Annotated in this window: 19 protein-coding genes; 3 read left to right on the top strand and 16 right to left on the bottom strand. The window is 42.9% G+C overall.

What is annotated here, in order from left to right; translation table 11 throughout:
• Positions 1 to 6: 6 nt before the first annotated feature.
• Positions 7 to 627 (bottom strand): NfeD family protein, encoded by a 621-nt coding sequence (locus GLV98_RS00515; protein ID WP_160911028.1) that lies wholly within the window; start codon positions 625 to 627, stop codon positions 7 to 9.
• Between the two features lie 250 nt (positions 628 to 877).
• Between GLV98_RS00515 and ispG the strand changes: the two genes are divergently transcribed.
• Entirely contained in the window at positions 878 to 2,002 is a 1,125-nt protein-coding gene (gene ispG / locus GLV98_RS00510; RefSeq protein WP_089654277.1) for a flavodoxin-dependent (E)-4-hydroxy-3-methylbut-2-enyl-diphosphate synthase, read from the top strand.
• A gap of 34 nt (positions 2,003 to 2,036) precedes the next feature.
• On the opposite strand, the gene GLV98_RS00505 is transcribed toward ispG, so the two are convergent.
• Complete coding sequence (locus GLV98_RS00505) at positions 2,037 to 2,600, bottom strand: DUF4190 domain-containing protein (protein WP_160911026.1); 564 nt, start codon at positions 2,598 to 2,600, stop codon at positions 2,037 to 2,039.
• A gap of 114 nt (positions 2,601 to 2,714) precedes the next feature.
• The gene (locus GLV98_RS00500; RefSeq protein ID WP_160911024.1) at positions 2,715 to 3,443 is read right to left on the bottom strand and encodes a transglycosylase SLT domain-containing protein; all 729 of its coding nucleotides are present in this window, start codon (positions 3,441 to 3,443) and stop codon (positions 2,715 to 2,717) included.
• 190 nt (positions 3,444 to 3,633) lie between these two features.
• Here GLV98_RS00500 and GLV98_RS00495 point away from each other — a divergent pair, with 190 nt between their 5' ends.
• Positions 3,634 to 3,918, top strand: coding sequence for a DUF2624 domain-containing protein (locus GLV98_RS00495; protein WP_160911022.1), 285 nt, complete (start codon positions 3,634 to 3,636; stop codon positions 3,916 to 3,918).
• Positions 3,919 to 4,671: 753 nt separating this feature from the next.
• On the opposite strand, the gene GLV98_RS00490 is transcribed toward GLV98_RS00495, so the two are convergent.
• Both GLV98_RS00490 and GLV98_RS00485 read right to left on the bottom strand, forming a co-directional pair.
• Complete coding sequence (locus tag GLV98_RS00490; protein ID WP_160911020.1) at positions 4,672 to 5,565, bottom strand: deoxyribonuclease IV; 894 nt, start codon at positions 5,563 to 5,565, stop codon at positions 4,672 to 4,674.
• Positions 5,566 to 5,580: 15 nt separating this feature from the next.
• On the bottom strand, positions 5,581 to 6,900 hold the full coding sequence (locus GLV98_RS00485; protein ID WP_160911018.1) for a DEAD/DEAH box helicase: 1,320 nt from the start codon (positions 6,898 to 6,900) through the stop codon (positions 5,581 to 5,583).
• 175 nt (positions 6,901 to 7,075) lie between these two features.
• Here GLV98_RS00485 and GLV98_RS00480 point away from each other — a divergent pair, with 175 nt between their 5' ends.
• Positions 7,076 to 8,032: a 4-hydroxy-3-methylbut-2-enyl diphosphate reductase gene (locus tag GLV98_RS00480; RefSeq protein ID WP_160911016.1), complete on the top strand. Its 957-nt coding sequence runs from the start codon at positions 7,076 to 7,078 to the stop codon at positions 8,030 to 8,032.
• A gap of 34 nt (positions 8,033 to 8,066) precedes the next feature.
• On the opposite strand, the gene GLV98_RS00475 is transcribed toward GLV98_RS00480, so the two are convergent.
• The 11 genes from GLV98_RS00475 to glyQ all read right to left on the bottom strand — a co-directional run bounded on the left by GLV98_RS00475 (position 8,067) and on the right by glyQ (position 19,296).
• Positions 8,067 to 9,185, bottom strand: a complete 1,119-nt coding sequence (locus GLV98_RS00475; protein WP_160911014.1) for a Nif3-like dinuclear metal center hexameric protein — start codon at positions 9,183 to 9,185, stop codon at positions 8,067 to 8,069.
• Positions 9,182 to 9,889, bottom strand: coding sequence for a tRNA (adenine(22)-N(1))-methyltransferase (locus GLV98_RS00470; protein ID WP_160911012.1), 708 nt, complete (start codon positions 9,887 to 9,889; stop codon positions 9,182 to 9,184). Before GLV98_RS00470 ends, GLV98_RS00475 begins: the two co-directional genes overlap by 4 nt.
• 68 nt (positions 9,890 to 9,957) lie before the next feature.
• The gene (gene cccA / locus GLV98_RS00465; protein WP_146812822.1) at positions 9,958 to 10,326 is read right to left on the bottom strand and encodes a cytochrome c550; all 369 of its coding nucleotides are present in this window, start codon (positions 10,324 to 10,326) and stop codon (positions 9,958 to 9,960) included.
• Positions 10,327 to 10,434: 108 nt separating this feature from the next.
• Entirely contained in the window at positions 10,435 to 10,968 is a 534-nt protein-coding gene (locus GLV98_RS00460; protein WP_160911009.1) for a hypothetical protein, read from the bottom strand.
• Between the two features lie 78 nt (positions 10,969 to 11,046).
• Positions 11,047 to 12,180 (bottom strand): RNA polymerase sigma factor RpoD, encoded by a 1,134-nt coding sequence (rpoD, locus tag GLV98_RS00455; protein ID WP_089654288.1) that lies wholly within the window; start codon positions 12,178 to 12,180, stop codon positions 11,047 to 11,049.
• Between the two features lie 37 nt (positions 12,181 to 12,217).
• Positions 12,218 to 14,029, bottom strand: coding sequence for a DNA primase (dnaG, locus tag GLV98_RS00450; protein WP_160911007.1), 1,812 nt, complete (start codon positions 14,027 to 14,029; stop codon positions 12,218 to 12,220).
• A 37-nt stretch (positions 14,030 to 14,066) separates the two neighbouring features.
• Positions 14,067 to 14,528 carry a YaiI/YqxD family protein gene (locus GLV98_RS00445; protein WP_160911005.1) on the bottom strand — a complete coding sequence of 154 codons (462 nt, stop codon included), beginning with the start codon at positions 14,526 to 14,528 and terminating at the stop codon, positions 14,067 to 14,069.
• 255 nt (positions 14,529 to 14,783) lie between these two features.
• Positions 14,784 to 15,596 (bottom strand): pyruvate, water dikinase regulatory protein, encoded by an 813-nt coding sequence (locus tag GLV98_RS00440; protein WP_160911003.1) that lies wholly within the window; start codon positions 15,594 to 15,596, stop codon positions 14,784 to 14,786.
• 23 nt (positions 15,597 to 15,619) lie between these two features.
• On the bottom strand, positions 15,620 to 16,249 hold the full coding sequence (locus GLV98_RS00435) for a helix-turn-helix transcriptional regulator (protein ID WP_160911001.1): 630 nt from the start codon (positions 16,247 to 16,249) through the stop codon (positions 15,620 to 15,622).
• An 82-nt stretch (positions 16,250 to 16,331) separates the two neighbouring features.
• A complete protein-coding gene (gene glyS, locus GLV98_RS00430) occupies positions 16,332 to 18,416 on the bottom strand; it encodes a glycine--tRNA ligase subunit beta (protein WP_160910999.1) in 2,085 nt (694 codons plus the stop codon).
• Entirely contained in the window at positions 18,409 to 19,296 is an 888-nt protein-coding gene (gene glyQ / locus GLV98_RS00425; RefSeq protein WP_160910997.1) for a glycine--tRNA ligase subunit alpha, read from the bottom strand. Before glyQ ends, glyS begins: the two co-directional genes overlap by 8 nt.
• Positions 19,297 to 19,320 lie beyond the last annotated feature (24 nt).

The following is a 19,320-nucleotide window of genomic DNA, read 5'->3' as shown; positions in this document are numbered from 1 at the left end:
GTAATTTCACAACTTCTTGACCAGGATTTTTGTCCCATCCACTTTTACGACCTTAATTTCATCACCGCCGGTAATCCACTGGCCATTTGAAACAGCACTGTATTCTTCATCATCAATTTTTATCGTACCTACAGGCCTCATATCTGTGAGAGCTTTTCCTTGTTGATCCAGTAAGTACTGGTACTTTTCATTCATTGAATTGTACCCCATCTCTGAGGACAGTTGGTCATTGAGAGCCATTTTCGACCACATCTTTCTGTGTTTAAAAACTTTCAGGAACAGTAGAGAAGCCGCTCCTCCTAAAATGACCCCTATCACACTGTACAAACCTGCTACCCAATTAGGCGCACTGAAGCCGACGGCAATAACCATCGTAACAGCACCGATTACCGCCAGTGTCCCATCATTCAGGAGTTTACCATCAATAATCATAAGGATGATTCCCAGAAAATACACAAGCATCATGACAATAAACATTTCTGTCTCAAGATAACCTGAAAAATAGACCGTAATGAAGCCAAAACCGATAATAGCGAACACTCCACGCATATTAACGAGTAATTCCCCAATTAAAAACATGGTACCCAGAAAAGTAATAAATAAAGCGATCCAATCATAAGTAAACATGATGGTTCACATCCTCTCCTTAATTACTATATGTACGTTCGTAGATGTTCTTTTGTTTCAAAGTTCCCATTATTTTTTCTCCATTAACCCCATGATATAATGATGACAACATTTATGAGTTTACACAAATTTAACTCACAAATGTGCATATTTAAGGTTCCTGACTTCTCATTTATAAAAATAGCCCTTATAATGAAGATTGGAATTCATCTTGCATACCTTTTTGTGAATATACAAAGGAGCGATATTAATGGCAATTACGCACAGAAAAGATACTCGTCCCGTAAGAGTCGGAGACGTTACGATAGGTGGATCGGATGAGGTTGTGATCCAATCCATGACGACCACCAAAACACACGATGTAGAAGCAACAGTCGCTGAAATCAAGCGACTAGAGGAAGCCGGATGTCAAATCGTCCGTGTCGCTTGCCCAGATGATCGAGCAGCTGACGCCATTCCTGAAATTAAAAAACGTATCAACATCCCGTTGGTTGTTGACATTCACTTCGATTATAAAAAAGCTCTGAAAGCCATTGAGGGTGGAGCCGATAAGATTCGTATTAACCCCGGGAACATCGGCAAACGCGAAAAAGTCGAAGAAGTCGTGAAAGCGGCCAAAGCAAAAGGCATTCCAATCCGAATCGGAGTCAACGCAGGTTCCCTTGAGCGTCATATCCTTGAAAAATACGGTTACCCGACCGCAGACGGAATGGTCGAGAGTGCTTTGCATCACATCAAGATTCTCGAGGACCTTGATTTTCATGACATTATTGTGTCCCTTAAAGCTTCTGACGTGAAATTGGCTATTGAAGCGTATGAAAAAGCTGCTGCAGCTTTCAACTATCCGATTCACTTGGGAATCACTGAATCAGGCACTCTTTTCGCCGGTACAGTAAAAAGTGCTGCAGGGCTTGGAGCTATCTTGAGTAAAGGAATTGGAAGTACCGTAAGGATCAGCTTGAGTGCTGACCCTGTCGAGGAAGTAAAGGTAGCGAAAGAACTTCTTAAATCATTCGGCCTTGCATCGAACGCTGCGACGTTAATTTCCTGTCCAACATGTGGACGGATTGAAATCGACTTGATCTCCATTGCCAATGAGGTTGAAGAATATATCCAAACCATTAAAGCACCAATTAAAGTAGCTGTTCTCGGCTGTGCTGTTAATGGTCCTGGTGAAGCGCGAGAAGCAGACATCGGAATTGCCGGTGCCCGCGGGGAAGGTCTACTCTTCCGCCACGGAGAGATCATCCGTAAAGTACCTGAAGACATCATGGTCGATGAACTGAAGAAAGAAGTCGACAAGTTGGCTGAGGAACATTACGAAAAAGAACGTAAAGAAAAAGAGAAACTAAAACAAGAACAAGAACAATCCTAAAAAAAGGTGACCCTGATTGGGGTCACCTTTTTATTTATATCAAGTTATACATCGGAGCGAAAAATAATGAAAATGCGATGGAAACGATACTGACAATAATCGCCATATTTCCTAGTGTATCGGCTCCCCGTCGCTTACCAATGATCCCGAGAACAATCCCGGCCGCACCGAGAATTAACGGAGCAAAAAAGAAAGAAAGGATTGCGGCGGATAATCCCAACCAGCCCATCCCCACTTTTACATCTTCCTCTTCTTCCATGGTTGTTTCCTTTTCCTCGTTATTCATCGGCTCATCGATTGGCCCTACGGCCGCTTCCTGAGCGAATTCTTCCTCATAACTATCACCATAAACAGGCTGATCTGATTCACGACCGTGATCATCAACAGTGACAACGTCATCAAAGTCAGAAGCTCTGGCTTCGCTGTTGCCAGGTTCTTGTCGTAAATCATGGTCTTGGATTTCCTCAAAGGCTTCGTTCAACACTTGTTCTGTCGACGGCTCCTCATGGTCATCCACATGCACTTGCTCTATTTCATCTCCGTGCTCAGGGGCTTTTTGTGTTTTATGATTCTCAACAGTATCTTTCGGATCATGCATTAGAATACCCTCACTTTCTGTTTAAAGAATCATGATTATTATATGGAGAGTCCAAGAAATTACATGAGGGATTTGATGGTAAAAAAAACGCCTGACATCGTCAGACGTTTCCAATTAATTCGCTAATACTACTGCCGTATGATTTTCTGCTTTCTCTTGAATTTCTTTTGCATACCAGCTTTTTGCGTGGCCATTTTCTTCTTTATATTCCTTCATACCGCCCATACCTCTGTGATAAGCTGTGAGTGCTTCGTCCCAATTATCGTATTTTTTTTGTAAAAAATCTAAATAAACTAAAGATAATTGCATGGAATAATAAGGGTCGAAAAGCAACTCTTCTTCATAAGGTAATCCAGCCATATCAGCAATCCACGGAGCCGTGTTTTTCATAAATTGTGACATCCCATAAGCATGTCCATATTTCGTTTCAGGTCCTACAAGCTCAGGATTAAAGGTTCCTCCTGTTTCCACTTTGAGCAGCTCATAAACAAGAAATGGGTTGATTTTATAGCGCTCTGCTTCCTTAACCAGGTACATGGCCCAGGATTTTTTAAAATTACCATCACTTTCTTTTACAAGGCGGTCAGCCTTTTTTTCAATTTCCGGCCACGTATGATACCCATTTTCTTTTTCTTCTACTGAAGGCTGTTCCTTCAAATACTCATTCGTGGACTGTAACCGCTCTATTTCCGTGGATAGCTTCTCGTTTTTATTTTTCAATTCCTGCTTTTGATCAGCCAGGGCCTTTTCCTGCTTCTGGTTCCATTGGTTTACAGTAAAGAATGTCGCCACAACGAGCAACAATGCAATACCCGTTGTCCAAAGAGGTTTTTGATCCTTCATCATTGTTTCACTCCTTCACTTTCTGCACATTGGTACTTTTGACCAGTCCCACTCTGAATCCATTGGCTTATACTAAACGATTGATATATGTAATTCAATTGAAATACTTATAGACGTAATTTTTTAAAAACACAAATCCTTCTCAACATTCATATGGTGTAGTAAATATGGAGAGAGGGAGTATAAGCCTATGAAGAATGTGGCACAACAGTTAATTACCCAGAAATTGAAACAGTTAACCGTAAAAGAACTTCTTTTTTATAGTCAGAAGTATCAAATTCCGATATCAGAGGATGAAGCTGCTGCCATAGTCAAAGCTTTGAAAAAAAACAAGGATAACCCCTTCGACCCCGATGGACGGAAGCGGATGCTCAGCAAGCTCGCGAAAATTACATCTAAAGATACGGCAAGGTCTGTATATAAATTGCTCATGAAAATGGCAAAAGAATACGGAGTAGAGCATTGGCTAAAATAAAAAATACTAACCAATCTACATTCTTAATTCAACAAACGCTCCCTATTCTTGAAGACTCAGTTTCGAGACTTTTGTTGAGTGGATAGGGGCTGCGGGAAACCGTTCGCTTTCCATGGGGCGGGCGGTGAGCCTCCTCAGGCTACTCCTTCCGGGGTCTCACCTGTCCCACACGTCCCATAGGAGTCTCACCGTTTCCCTCCGCCCCTTTACCATATAAGTGTCTCGAAACCACATCCAGAATAAGCAGCTTTATTCAGTGCAAACAGAAGGAAAACTACCTCCCCCGGGAGCTATTTTGAGTGCGTAAAGCTTGCTGTAGAGCGTTTTATGCGTATAATACCAGGATAGTGGAAGACAGTCTCTTCCGGTGTAGGGGTTCGTTTCTCCTTTACATCGAAAGGGGTGGCAGGGAAGCTGCGAGACTCCCGTGGGAGAAAGGAGATAGGTGAGATCCCACAGGACGTAGTCCGAGGAAGCTCACCACTCCCCCACAGGAAAGTGTTCAAATGCGGAATCGCCCTGGTAGACACGACTGGCATAAGCCGAATAGCAACGGAATGTGTCTTTTCATTCCTTTGCTATTCGGCTTATGACGCGAGTGTCTGGGCGATGGAGCTAGACGAGTAGCTTCCCAGCCACCCCTGACGCTCATCCCAAGCGACGAACCCCGAAACGTCTCGAAATCAAGTCTTACACAATCCTGCCATATACTTTAATAACTGATAAAAAAAGAAGGAGCCCGGGGCTCCTTCTTTATTGTTGCATGATTTTTTCTTTTAAACCTTCATCAAACACGCCTTCTTTGACCATATCAATTTCATAGCGATACGGAGGCTTTTTATTTTTCTTATCTTCCCCTACATATGGCGTTTCAAGGATTTTCGGAAGCTCCTTTAGGGTCGGGTGATGGATGACTTTATGAAGAGCATCGAAACCGATATGACCGAATCCGATATTTTCGTGGCGGTCCTTAGCTGCTCCTTTGATATTTTTACTATCATTCACATGGACCACCTTCAAACGATCGAGTCCAACGATTTTATCGAATTCATCCAGTACCCCATCAAAGTCCTCTACGACATTATAACCCGCATCATGAATGTGACACGTATCCATACAGACAGATAATTTCTCATTGAAGGTCACGCCATCCATGATTTTTGCCAATTCATCAAAGCTCCTGCCGATTTCAGAACCTTTTCCTGCCATCGTCTCAAGAGCGATTTGAACCTTTTGATCTTTATGAAGAACCTCATTCAATCCTTCAATAATTTTTGGCAACCCTTTTTCTACCCCTTGGCCAACATGAGACCCTGGGTGAAGAACGATTTGCCTTGCACCGAGAGCTTCTGTACGTTCGATTTCATTTCTAAGAAAATCAACCCCAAGCTGGAACGTTTCTGGCTTGGTTGTATTTCCAATGTTGATGATATAAGGAGCATGGACCACGATGTCGTCGATGCCATTCGCTTTCATGTGCTCCGTCCCGACTTCAATGTTCAATTCTTCGACGGGGCGGCGTCTTGTGTTCTGCGGGGCTCCTGTATAGATCATAAATGTGCTTGCACCATAGGAAATTGCTTCTTCACTGGCGCCGAGCAACATTTTTTTCCCTTTCATAGATACGTGTGATCCAATCTTTAACATACGATCTACCCTTTCTTATTTCTTCTTGAAACGACTCTGTTTCAGCTTTCTCATATTTTTATCTGTCTGCTGCTTCATTTTTTTCTTATACCCAGGCTTAACTTTTTTAGGTTTCCGGACCATCTGCTTCGCTTTTTTCTCTAGATCGGAAGCATGCCGTTCCCGGTTCTGTCTCTCGTTGTAAGCATTTGTTTCTTTCCATTCACCATTTTTCACTTCATAAAATTCAAAAGTAAGCCCCTTTTTCTCGAGCTTCTGAATGAGAGGCAGGTCGGATTCCTTATACAAATTGATTGCTGTTCCTTGCATTCCAGCTCGAGCTGTTCGTCCGACTCTGTGAATGTAAAATTCTTCTTCCTTCGGCATCTGGGCGTTGATAACATGGCTGACGCCTTGAATATCAATTCCTCGTGATGCAAGGTCTGTGGCTACAATATACTGATAGCGCAAGCTTTGCAACTCTTTGAGCATTCTTTTTCTTTCTCGCGGTGAAAGCCCACCGTGAAGAATTCCTGTTTCCAGGCCTCTGCTCATCAATTCACCCGCAAGCTCATCGGCATGATTTTTGCCATTCGTAAAAATGATGGCCAAATAAGGCTGGATCGCCTTTGATATTTCAACAATGACATCGGCTGGTTCTTTATGTCTTAGCGGGATAAGACGATGCTCCATCGTTTCCGGCGATGGTTTGTCATCTTCAATCTGAATGTGGGTAGGGTTCGTCAAATATTTCTTTAAAAATGGTTGGAGCCGTTCAGGAATGGTCGCTGAAAAGACGAGCATCTGTACATCCTGGTCCATCCTTACAAGAATTTGGTCTACCTCTTCAATGAAACCTAAATCCAGCATCAGGTCTGCTTCATCCAGTACAAATGCTTTGGCATGGTAAAGGTCAATCGCTTCCTCTTTGACCATGTCTAAAATTCGTCCCGGTGTTCCTACGACGATATGAGGAGGCCGGGATGACAGTTTTCCGACCATTTTCTGCTTATCCGTACCACCTATAAGGAGCTTGGAACGCCAAACCTCCTCTTTTCCAGCCATCTGAATGGCTTTTTTCACTTCATCCTGAATTTGGATAGCTAATTCTCTAGTAGGCGCTGTAATCACAAACTGTACATGGTCTGCCTCTTCATCCATCTGATTGAATAGTGGAAGTAAATAGGCATGTGTCTTCCCTGATCCTGTATGGGATTGTCCGATGAGACTCTCCCCTCTTAAAGCTGCAGGGAGCACCTGCTTCTGAATAGGGGTTGGTTTCTTAAAGCCTAATCCCTCTACAATTCGACTGACCGTAGAAGTAATGGCGTATTGATCAAATGTATGCTTACTCATAACCGTTCTCCTTTAATGTAAAATGTTCCTTCCTCATTATAATAGAGCAGAAGGCAAATTGCACGATAACCTTGTTTTAGAACGTCTTTCTTTGTCATCTTTCCCTTTACCCTTTATAATGATAATGGTATCTTTAAAGTTATTGGATTGGATTTATAGAGGAGGACGTTAATCAATGGAAGTCATTAAAATCGCCCCTCGCGGTTATTGTTATGGTGTAGTAGATGCAATGGTCATTGCTCGAAACGCAGCTAAAGACCCGAATCTGCCACGTCCTATATATATATTAGGCATGATTGTCCACAACTCACATGTAACGGATGCCTTTAAGGAAGAAGGAATCATAACTGTAGATGGAAAAAATCGCAGTGACATGTTAGAAGGCATTCATGACGGTACGGTCATTTTTACAGCTCACGGCGTTTCCCCTCTCATAAAGGAACGCGCTAAAGAAAAAGGTCTCACCGTCTTAGACGCTACTTGCCCTGATGTGACCAATACTCACAACTTGATTAGAAAAAAAGTGGCTGAAGGATTTGAAGTCATTTACGTAGGGAAAAAAGGTCATCCAGAACCGGAAGGCGCTATGGGAGTAGCACCAGGGAAAGTCCACCTCGTCCAGACGGAAGAAGATGTGGAAGAACTCAATCTTGATCATGACAAATTGATGATAACCAACCAGACGACGATGAGTCAGTGGGACGTCTATGATGTCATGGAAAAAGCGAAGGAAAAGTACCCGCAGCTAGAAAAGCAGCAGGAGATTTGCATGGCAACCCAGGTACGTCAGGAAGCTGTTTCCGAGCAGGCTGGCGGAGCAGATTTGACACTGGTTGTCGGTGACCCGATGAGTAACAACTCCAACCGACTTGCCCAAGTCTCTATGGAAAAAGCAGGAACCACCGCTTACCGAATTGCTGATGTTACAGAAATTGAATTAGAATGGTTGGAAGGTGTCGAAAAAGTGGCTGTTACAGCAGGTGCGTCGACACCGACTCCTATCACAAAAGAGGTCATCAAATTTATCGAACAATTCGATCATAACGATGAAAGCACTTGGATCCGGGAGTCAAAAGTGGAACAGAAAAAGATTTTGCCACCCGTCCGTGCGAGAAAAAAAGTGAAAAGATAAAAAAAGGATGAAAGCCTCCGCTTTCATCCTTTTTTCATACAACCGAAAATGGCTCCGTATCTGCTTCAGAAACGTAGATGTTCAAATCTCCTTGTTTATTACACTTCTCTTCAAGATATTTTTTCACTTTGGGACAAACAACTTTTTCAACGTGATGACCAGGGTCAATGATGGAAAGCCCCATTTCCATTGCATCTTGTGTCATATGAAAAGTCATGTCTCCCGTAATATAAACATCCGCACCACTTCTCTTAGCCTTATGAATATACTTTTCACCGCTGCCACCAAGAAGGGCGACTTTTTTCACTTTTTCATCCATCTTTCCGGATACACGCACATGAGGGACATTGTATTGCTTCTTGATCAGCTCTACAAGCTCCCGTAAAGTCATTGGGTCGTCAAGTTCTCCTACACGCCCAGCTCCCATTGGTTCCCCTTTATTTAATAATGGATAAACATCATAAGCGACTTCCTCATACGGATGGGATTCTTCCATCGCTTTCAAAACTCCGGATAGGCGTGATTTTGGAACAATCGTTTCGATACGTTTTTCGTCTACGATTTCAAGTTTCCCTTGTTCACCGAGATAAGGATTCGTTCCCTCTTCCGGTTTGAACGTCCCTTGTCCCGAGAGTTGATACGTACAATGGCTATAATGACCGATATGACCTGCTCCTGCCTCACTGATGGCATTCCGTAAGTCATCTGCGTGATTTTCAGGTACAAAAACAGTAAGCTTGACGAGAGAATCGCTTCCTGTTTCGATCAGTGGCCGGCTATTCGTTACTCCAATCAGTTCAGCCATGACATCATTCACCCCGCCTGTGGCAATATCAAGGTTCGTGTGAGCAGCATAAACCGTAATGTCATGTTTAATCAGTTTTTGAACGATTCTCCCTTTCGGTGTATCCAAATTGATTTGATTCAATTTGACGAAAAGCAAAGGGTGATGAGCAATGATCAAATCCACTTTTTTTTCAATGGCTTCGTCTACAACGTTCTCCAACACATCCAGGGTAACCATGATATTTTTCACTGGTTTATTGAGGGTGCCGACTTGGAGGCCCACATTATCCCATTCAAAGGCTAACCCTTTGGGCGACCATTTTTCAAATTCACGGATGATGTCCTGGGCTGTGTACGTGTGATTCATAATTGCAATACCTCCTCTAACCATTCCATTTCCTTTTGGTGTTGTTTCAATTTCTCTTCATCAGGGGATGATGCTTGCTTCATCTGTTTTATAATGTATTGTTTCTTCTTCCATTCCTCATTACATTTCTGGATAAACGGCTCTGGTCGTTTCTCTAATAAAAACGGCCCCAGCCACATTTCTTTTTCTATAACTTCCTCGTTGTAACAAACAGAAGGGTCACCTTTTTCTGCCACCAGAATTTCGTAAATGTGTCCCCCTTCCTCTACAATGGTCTCATCGACAAGCGTATAGTCATGCTGATAGAACCACCTTCTAAGAGACCTCGAGTCGATATTGGGTTGAACGACAATCCGATTGACGTCAGAAAGCTTCTCTTTTCCTCCCTCAAGAATATCACGGATTAAAGGGCCACCCATTCCAGCAATGACCACCTGTTTGATTTCTCCAGGATCAACAACAGCGAGCCCGTCACCGAGACGTACATCAATGCGACCCTCAAGCTTATGTTTTTCCACTTCACTTTTGGCACTATCATATGGTCCTTGATTCACTTCACCCGCTACTGCTCTTGCTTCTGGATCTTTCATACATACAAAGCATGGAAGATAGGCATGATCTGAACCGATGTCCGCAAAATGGGCTCCCTTAGGTAAATAATCAGCAACAAGTGCTAAACGTTGAGATAATTGATATACATTCATAGACTCTTTCCTCTCATAAAAGAAAAGCTTTCTGATAGCCAGAAAGCTTTTCGTTCTTCTTCTTATTGTTATTTCTTTTCAGCTAGCCATTCGGCCAATTTAGTTGCTTGTTCTCCTGTGTAAAGACCAGCAGGCATGGCAGAACCTTTACCATTTACGATGATGTCATTGATTTCTTCAGCTGAATACCGGCTTCCTACTTCTTGAAGGTTAGGGCCAGCTCCACCGCCAAGGTCTCCACCGTGGCAACTTGCACATTGGTTCTGATACAACTCTTCAGGACTTGCGCTTGCGGTTTCTTCTTGCTTCTCACCGCCGCCTTCTTCTTCATTCTGAATAGCTTCGCGTTGATTAATACCTGCTGCAGATACGACGATCATAACGACGATCCCCAGCACAGCAATAATTGCGAATGGAATCACAGGGTTCTTTCTCATTTGTTGCAACCTCCTTATGTATTCCCTCATATAGAATTTTCGTGTCTATTCGACTATATTTATTTTACTTGAAAACCGTTACTTATTAAAGAGATATCATGTGAAAACTTATGAAACAATGTAAATAATTAAAAAAATGAAGCCAATGACCCCTGTATAGAAAAGCGTTTTCACCTTCCATAACCATCCAAGAAAAATCCATAAGACCAAGTTGAAGGTAAGCGTTATGTAAAAGGACAACCCGGAACCTATCATATTCTGATCAAGATGAACAGTCAAAAGCAGAAGAATTAAAGCACCGTTGATAAGCGGAACAAAAAGCCACTCCGACTTTTTATATTGTAACCAACGAATATGAATCCATACCCCGATTACAAAACTCGACAAAACCACTGTTTGCATTATGATTCCCATTTCAGTAAAATAAATGACAAGAAATGAAAGGGGTAACAAAAAAGCATTCAAACCCATGAACATATAAAAGGCGAGGCTTTGAAAACCTTTCGCACTCTCATCGTTCTCCTGGCTTTCACCTTGAGTATAAAGCGCTAACAAGAAATTGCAATATTCATCTGGAAGCAAATGATTTTGTTTCCAGTACCTAATTTCATCAACGATGGTTTTTGTCCTTTCATGTTTCATAGCAGCCTCCAAAAGAAAAGATAACTCAGGAGCCCTCCCGCATCCATTTGCGAAAGGATCCCTGAGTCAGAAGAATCTTTATTCCATGAAGTCCTTCAAACGTTTGCTCCGGCTTGGATGGCGGAGTTTACGTAAAGCCTTCGCTTCAATTTGACGGATTCTCTCACGAGTTACCCCAAACACTTTCCCTACTTCTTCAAGTGTTCTTGTACGTCCATCGTCTAGACCGAAACGGAGTCTGAGTACATTTTCTTCTCGATCTGTCAATGTATCAAGGACATCCTCAAGCTGTTCTTTCAACAGTTCATAAGCTGCATGATCTGAAGGAGATGTCGCTTCTTGATCTTCAATAAAGTCGCCTAAGTGAGAATCATCTTCCTCCCCGATCGGTGTTTCTAGAGATACCGGCTCCTGGGCTATCTTCAGAATTTCACGGACTTTATCTGGAGTGAGGTCCATATCCTGTGCAATCTCTTCCGGCGTCGGTTCACGACCAAGATCCTGAAGGAGTTGACGCTGGACACGAATCAGTTTGTTGATCGTCTCCACCATGTGGACAGGGATACGAATGGTACGCGCTTGGTCAGCGATCGCTCTTGTAATTGCCTGGCGGATCCACCACGTAGCATAGGTACTGAATTTATAACCTTTACGATAATCGAATTTTTCTACCGCTTTGATCAGACCCATGTTACCTTCTTGGATCAAGTCAAGGAAAAGCATACCTCGGCCTACATATCTTTTAGCGATACTTACGACGAGACGCAGATTGGCTTCCGCTAGGTCACGTTTCGCTTCTTCGTCACCATTCTCAATGCGTTGAGCAAGGCTGATTTCATCTTTCGCAGATAGCAGGTTCACACGGCCGATTTCTTTAAGGTACATACGCACCGGGTCATTAATTTTGACCCCAGGTGGTACACTCAAGTCATTAAGGTCGAACTCTTCCTCTTTATTCAATTGCTTCATACTTGGATCTGATTCAGAATCCCCGATTACTTCTACCCCCTGCTCATTCAGGTGTTCATAGAATTCATCCATTTGATCAGAGTCCAGTTCAAAGCTCGATAGTTTTTCCGCTACCTCTTCATATGCGAGGATCCCTCGTTTTTTCCCTAACTCTACCACTTGCTCTTTCGCTTGCTCAAGTGTCAATTCTGTTTGGTTCTCATTTTCTTTAGAACGTGATGGCTGCTGTTGCTTATCTGCCATAAGTCCCCCTCCTTCCAACAATCTATACAAACTCTACCTAGTTATGTTTGAACTCTTTCTTGCGCTTGATGATTTCCATTGCAATTTCTGCTGCTCTGATCGGCTCGTTTTGTTGTTCAGCCTTTTTCAACTCAGATTCAAGGTTCCTAATATCCGTTCGATCCCACTGTTCTGATCGAATCCTTGTGATGTAATCGTGGATTTCCTGATCAGAAACTTCTTCGCTGACAGGGGCCATTGCAAGCTCGATCGCTAAATTTTTGATGGAAGCATCTTCAATCATCTCGACGAACTGACTGATATCCGATTCATTGCCGTCTTCATAATATGCATAAAGATGGGTGACAATGACCTGATGGTCTTCAATATTGAAAGCTCCTCCGATTTCCTCTTGAACTTTATCAGCGATATACGGATCTCTCAGCATATACGCAATCAGTTTTCTTTCAGCATTATGAAAAGCGGGTAAAAGTTTTTTTTGAACCGTCGGCTGCCTCGTATCATTAGTATATCGGTTCTTGGGCTCATTATCCTTTACACCGCTTTGTGATCGAATCCGCTGAACTTCTTCTTTCAGAGTTTCTACGGAGAGCTGAAATTCTGTAGCTATTTCATTTAAGTAATGCTCTCGTTCGACAGCACGGTCAAGCCCTGCAATCTCTTGTAATACCTTTTCGATATAAGTGATACGATCTCCTTCTACTTGCAGATTATAATCTCTGCGCAAGTAATTCATCATAAAGGAAATGTACGTGTCACTAGTATCGATGATTTCACGCTTGAATCGATCCCCGCCATACTTTTGGATGAACTCATCTGGATCAAGTTCATCAGGTACACGGGCGACGTAGGTTTGACAGCCCACATTCTTTAAAAGTTTCGCTGCCTTGACAGCTGCTTCGATTCCAGCGCGGTCACCATCATAACAAATGATGATCTGTTCTGCGTATTTCTTCAAAAGATTCGCCTGCATGCTTGATAAAGAAGTACCCATTGTACCTACGGTATGGTGAATATCTGCCTGGTCTGCAGAGATGACATCTCCGAAACCTTCGAACAGGATCACCGTTTTTTCTTTTCGAATGGCGGAACGGGCGAGGTCGAAGTTATAAAGGAGACGACCCTTATGGAAAAGTTCTGTCTCAGGGCTGTTTAAATATTTCGGTTCCTGTTGTCCAAGAGACCTTCCCGCAAAAGCCACCGTCTTCCCTAAATGGTTCCTCAGTGGAAAAATCACTCTCCCACGGAACCTGTCCGCATATTCTCCATGATCATTGGTACTGAGCAATCCCGCCTTGACCATCGTCTGTGGATGATACCCTTTCTTTTCAAGAAACGTAACGACAAAGTCTTTGGAATCCGGTGAATATCCAATTTGGTATTTCTGGATCGTTTCATCCGTAAAACCACGGTCGATTAAATATTGATAAGCTTCCCGGCCATCTTTGGAATTCTTTAACAAATGATGGTATAATTTAGTCAGCCATTGATGAGCTTCAAGCATCGCTTGGGATTCCTGGCTCTTTTCAGACGGGGCTTCATCAGTTAATTGATCAGGAAGATCGATAGCTGTCTGCTCAGCCAGTTGTTTCAGTGCCTGGATAAAACTAAACCCTTCAATCTCCATCAGGAAGGTATAGACATTCCCTCCCTTTCCACAACCAAAGCAATGAAAGATCTGTTTATCTTGAGAAACGGAAAAGGAAGGAGTGTTTTCCCCATGGAATGGACAGAGGCCGAAATGATTCCTGCCTTGTTTCTTCAAATCGACGTAATTGCCGATCACTTCTACAATATCCGTTGACCTTCTGATTTCATCGACTTTTTCTTCTGGTATATGTCCAGCCATAAGATCACCATACTACTCAATTATTCTCGTTCAATGCTTAAATTCCTTCATGTTCTGACAACATTTTTTGGAAGACAGACCGGAACTTTTCACGATCACTCGCTGTAAATGCCGATGGGCCTTTCCATTTCTTTCTTTTCTTCATTGTCTGCTGCCTTATGAACTTTTGATTCATGATGTTGTCTGCATCATTTTCTCTAACCAGTTTACCTCTTGGAGTAAGTACATAAACCCCTTTGGAAGTCAATAATACAGCAAGGGAAAGATCTTGGGTAATAACGACATCGCCTTCGCCTACTTGATTGAGGATATACAAATCGACAGATTGCGATCCGTCATCGACGAACATCCATCCAGCGTCTGCTTTCTCCCGACTATAATGGTTGACGGTTGCGATGAAATAAGGGTCAAGATCATATTGGGCACAAACATCGATGATTTCCTCTTGTACTGGACAACTATCTGCATCGACATAAATATGGACATTTAAATTTGGCATAGTATCAATATTTCTACAATAAGCGGTAGAATCCTCCTTAAAAGCGAATGTTTTATTTTTCTGAAAAGTATGTGCTTTTTACGACATCTTATCAGAAAAACTTCGTAGGAATGGACATCCCTTCATTATAAGGATTTTTACCACAAATAGATATTATAATACATTCCTATCATTTACGCTATGTCTAATTGTACCTATTTTCATTCTTCCCAACAAAAGTCGCGCTTAATCAAAGCGCGACTTCCGCTATTTGTACTATTCTTGGGCATTCTGGCGTAATTTGTTCATAATGACATTGGCAGTCTCTTCGACGGCTTTGTTCGATACATCAATCACCGGACAACCGATCCGGTCCACAATCCGATTGAAGTGATCGATTTCCTGCTGAATGCGATTCATATTCGCATAACTTGCTTGATCTCCAAGTCCTAATGACTTTAATCTTTCTTTTCTAATATCATTTAGTTTTTCTGCACTGATACTCAAGCCTATGCATTTATCAGGATCGACACGGAACAATTCCGATGGTGGTTGTACTTCCGGTACAATCGGCACATTCGCAACCTTGAGGCGCTTGTGAGCCAAATACTGAGACAATGGAGTCTTGGATGTCCTAGAAACACCAATCAGCACGATGTCCGCTTTGGAAATACCACGTGGGTCACGACCGTCATCGTACCGGACAGCGAATTCAATAGCCTCTACTCTCTTAAAGTAATCTTCATCCAATTTATGAACGAGACCCGGTTCGAGACGAGGTTTAATTTGCAGATGGCTTTCCATGACCTCCATCATCGGTCCCATAATATCAACACACTGAATGCCATGCTTTTCCGCTTCTTGCTTCAAATGTTGCCGGAACTCTGGAATCACTAATGTAAAACCGATCATAGCCTTATGTTCTTTGGCTTGCTGCACGGCTTCGTTGATTGTCCCCTTATCTTCAACATATGGGATTCGCTGCAGGTCAAAAGGCCCGTCATCAAACTGACTGAGACATGCTTTTACGACCAGTTCCGCGGTCTCCCCTACCGAATCCGATAAGACATAAATTAAAGGTTTCTCCATACAATCCCTCCTCCCCTCTAAAACTACAAGTGTTGGTCCCTAGCCAATTCCACAAGTGCTTTCGTGATATTTGTTTTTGTCAGTCGGCCGACTACTTTCATACCTTCTTCACTAGGCTGAACGACAGGCAGACCATCAATCTGTTTTTCAATTAACTTCTGAGCGGCATCTAATAGTAAATCTTCAGGTTCACAAACGGTGATGTTCGGCATCCTTGTCATAATGATATGGACAGGAACGGAAGTAAGATCCTGATTGCCGATACTCGCTCTCAGAAGATCTTTTCTTGATAAAACCCCTGTTAAAAAGGAATGTTGATCCGTTACGAAAAGCGTCCCTACGTCTTCTAAAAACATCGCACAGATGGCATCGTAAACAGATACATCTTCTTCTACAACAATGGGCCGGGATTGATATTCATCCACTTTGAACTTCTTCAACTTTTCAGTAAAAAGCTCTGACCCTGTTTTACCCGTAAAGAAATAACCGACACGCGGGCGGGCGTCCAAGAAGCCTGCCATTGTCAAGATGGCTAAGTCTGGACGCAGCGTGGCCCGTGTCAAGTTTAGCTGATCTGCGATATTCTCACCTGTAATCGGTCCGTTATCTTTCACAATTTGAATAATTTGCTCTTGCCGGTTTGATAGTTCCAATCTTTCTTCACCCCGATCACTAACTGTGACATACTATTTATCAATTATAGCTCATTTTTAATTATCGGTAAAAGAAAGCTGATTAGAACTGTTGTTTCCATTCAATGGCATTCAAGTCGGCGAACGCATAAACATCGTTAGAAATCTGTTTCAATAGACCTAAACGGTTCCGCCGTATGCTTTCGTCTTCAGCCATAACCATCGTTGCATCAAAGAAGGTATGGATTGGGTCTGCAAGCTTGGATAACTGATCCAAAGCAAGCTTCAGATGAGGCTCACTTAATGCGTGTCGATAATCTTCATGTACTTGTTGATAAGCATCATACAACTGTCGCTCTTGATCATTTTCAAATAATGATGGGTCGACATCGGCAGCATCTGCTTTCTTTGCTAAATTCAATACACGACCGAGTGCTTCATGCACAGATTTGAAAGAAGGATCCTGGCGTTTTTCTACTAATAGTACCGCTTTTTCCTTCGTGGTTGGATAGACGCCGATCCCACTTGCCAACACAGCTTCCACAACATCTGGAGCGACCCCTTCTTCTCTCATTAAGTAAGCCGCACGTACGCGGAAGAATTCATGCAAGTCGTTATGGACTTCTTTTTCATCACGTGTCGGGAGTTCCAGTTCATAATAAAATTGATGTACGAGATCAATCAATTTTTCAACTGGAATCGACCATCCATGTGCTGTCAAGGTTTGCAAAATCCCTAAAGCCTGTCTTCTCAATCCGTAAGGGTCCTGTGAACCTGTTGGAATGATGCCGATGGAGATACTACCGACGATCGTATCCAATTTATCCGCTATACTGACTAGAGAACCGATGGTTGACGAAGGTACGGCGCCATTCGCTTGACGCGGCATGTAGTGTTCATTGATAGCTACGGCTACCTCTTCATCCTCACCAAAAATACGTGCGTACTTTTCGCCCATCGTTCCTTGCAGTTCTGTAAATTCATCGACCATCTGGGTCACAAGATCAAACTTACAAATTTCTGCTGCACGTTTCGCTTTTTGGAGTTGGGGTCCTTCAAGACCGATCCATTCTCCCAGTTTTCCAGTTATTGCTACGATTCGTTGGACTTTATCAGCTAACGTGCCCAGCTCCTCTTGATAGACCATGCGAGAGAGCTTCTGCATTTTTTCATCAATGCTCCCTTTCTGATCTTCTTCATAAAAGAATTGAGCATCCTTAAGACGCGCCTTCAGAACTTTCTCGTTTCCTTTAGCTACTGTCTCAATGTGCTGGTCATCCCCGTTACGAACCCCGACAAAATGAGGTTTCAACTCTCCGTCCAGAGAACGTACTGGAAAATACCGCTGATGCTCCTTCATGGAAGTAACCAGGGCTTCTTCAGGAACTTCAAGGAATTCTTCAGAGAAAGTCCCGCTGAAAACTGTTGGATATTCGACTAAGTGCGTCACTTCGTTCAATAAATCTTCATCGATCATCAGCTTCCACTCATTTTCACTTTCAAGCTTCTTCAGCTGATTCACAATCTCCGCTTTTCTTTCCTCTACGGAAGCCATAACATACTGTATTTTCAACGTTTGTTCATAAGCATCCGCTTCCGTTACTGTTGTTTCGGATCCTAAGAAACGATGCCCGTACGTCGTTTTTCCTGTTTCCACCCCTTCGATGGTAAAAGGAATGACTTCTTCCCCGAAGAGGGCGATCATCCAACGGATCGGACGTGCATAACGAAGGTCACGATTTCCCCATCTCATATTTTTAGGGAAAGTAAGCGATAAGAAAACATCCCGGAAGTTTTGAAGAAGGTTTTTGGTTGGTTCTCCTTCAATGAACTTATTGACATGAACATATTCCGTGCCCTTGATTTCCTTGAAATAGATATCCTCTACATCTTTCCCTTGCCCTTTAGAAAACCCGATGGCCGCTTTTGTCCAGTTTCCTTCTTCATCAAGAGCGATTTTTTTAGCTGGGCCTTTCGCTTCCTCTTCAATATCCGGCTGCTTTTCTTCAACATTGGTAATTTTAACAGCCAATCTCCTTGGAGTCGCAAAGCCTGTGATGTCTCCATAAGGAATCCGGTTATCCTTGAACCATTGAGCTGTCTTTTTCTGCAACTGATCTAAAGAATCATCGATAAAACGAGCGGGAAGCTCTTCCACACCTAGTTCAAATAATACAGTATTACTCATGATGACCCTCCTCCTTCTTCAACATCGGGAAGCCAAGACGCTCCCTTTCCTCTACATAGGTTTTAGCAATTTTCCGTGCGAGTTTTCTTACGCGGGAGATATACCCGGTTCTTTCCGTCACACTGATGACACCTTTCGCATCAAGCAGATTAAATGTGTGAGAACATTTCAGCACATAATCATAAGCTGGGAAAACAAGTCCTTGTTCCATAATTCTCTGTGCTTCCTTTTCGTAAGTTGAGAAAAGATCGAACAACATCTCCTCATCAGAAGCTTCGAAAGTATAAACCGAATGTTCATATTCCGGCTGTGTGAAAATATCTCCTACCGTTACTCCGTTGGTCCATTCTAATTCAAAAACATTTTCTTTATCCTGAATGTATGAGGCAAGTCGTTCCAAGCCATACGTTATTTCAGCAGAGACTGGCTTCGCTTCAAGACCGCCGATTTGCTGGAAATACGTAAATTGAGTGATTTCCATGCCATCAAGCCATACTTCCCAACCAAGACCTGCGGCACCCAGGGTTGGGTTTTCCCAGTTATCTTCGACGAACCTGATGTCGTGCTTCTTCGGGTCAATCCCAAGTGCTTCCAGTGACTCTAAGTACAATTCCTGGATGTTATCAGGAGAAGGTTTCATAATGACCTGAAACTGATGGTGTTGATATAAACGGTTCGGGTTTTGGCCATAGCGTCCATCAGCAGGACGGCGGGAAGGCTCTACATAGGCAACGTTCCACGGCTCAGGTCCGAGGCTCCGTAAAAGAGTCATGGGAGACATCGTCCCTGCCCCTTTCTCTGTATCGTAGGCTTGCATAAGCAGACACCCTTGTTTTGACCAGTGATTCTGCAAAGTTAAAATCATGTCTTGAATATTCATACGTTCCCTCCTAGAAAATGATTG

It is taken from the genome of Halobacillus litoralis (assembly GCF_009856415.1).
GTDB lineage: Bacteria > Bacillota > Bacilli > Bacillales > Halobacillaceae > Halobacillus > Halobacillus litoralis_C.
This window is presented reverse-complemented; position numbering and strand designations above follow the sequence as displayed.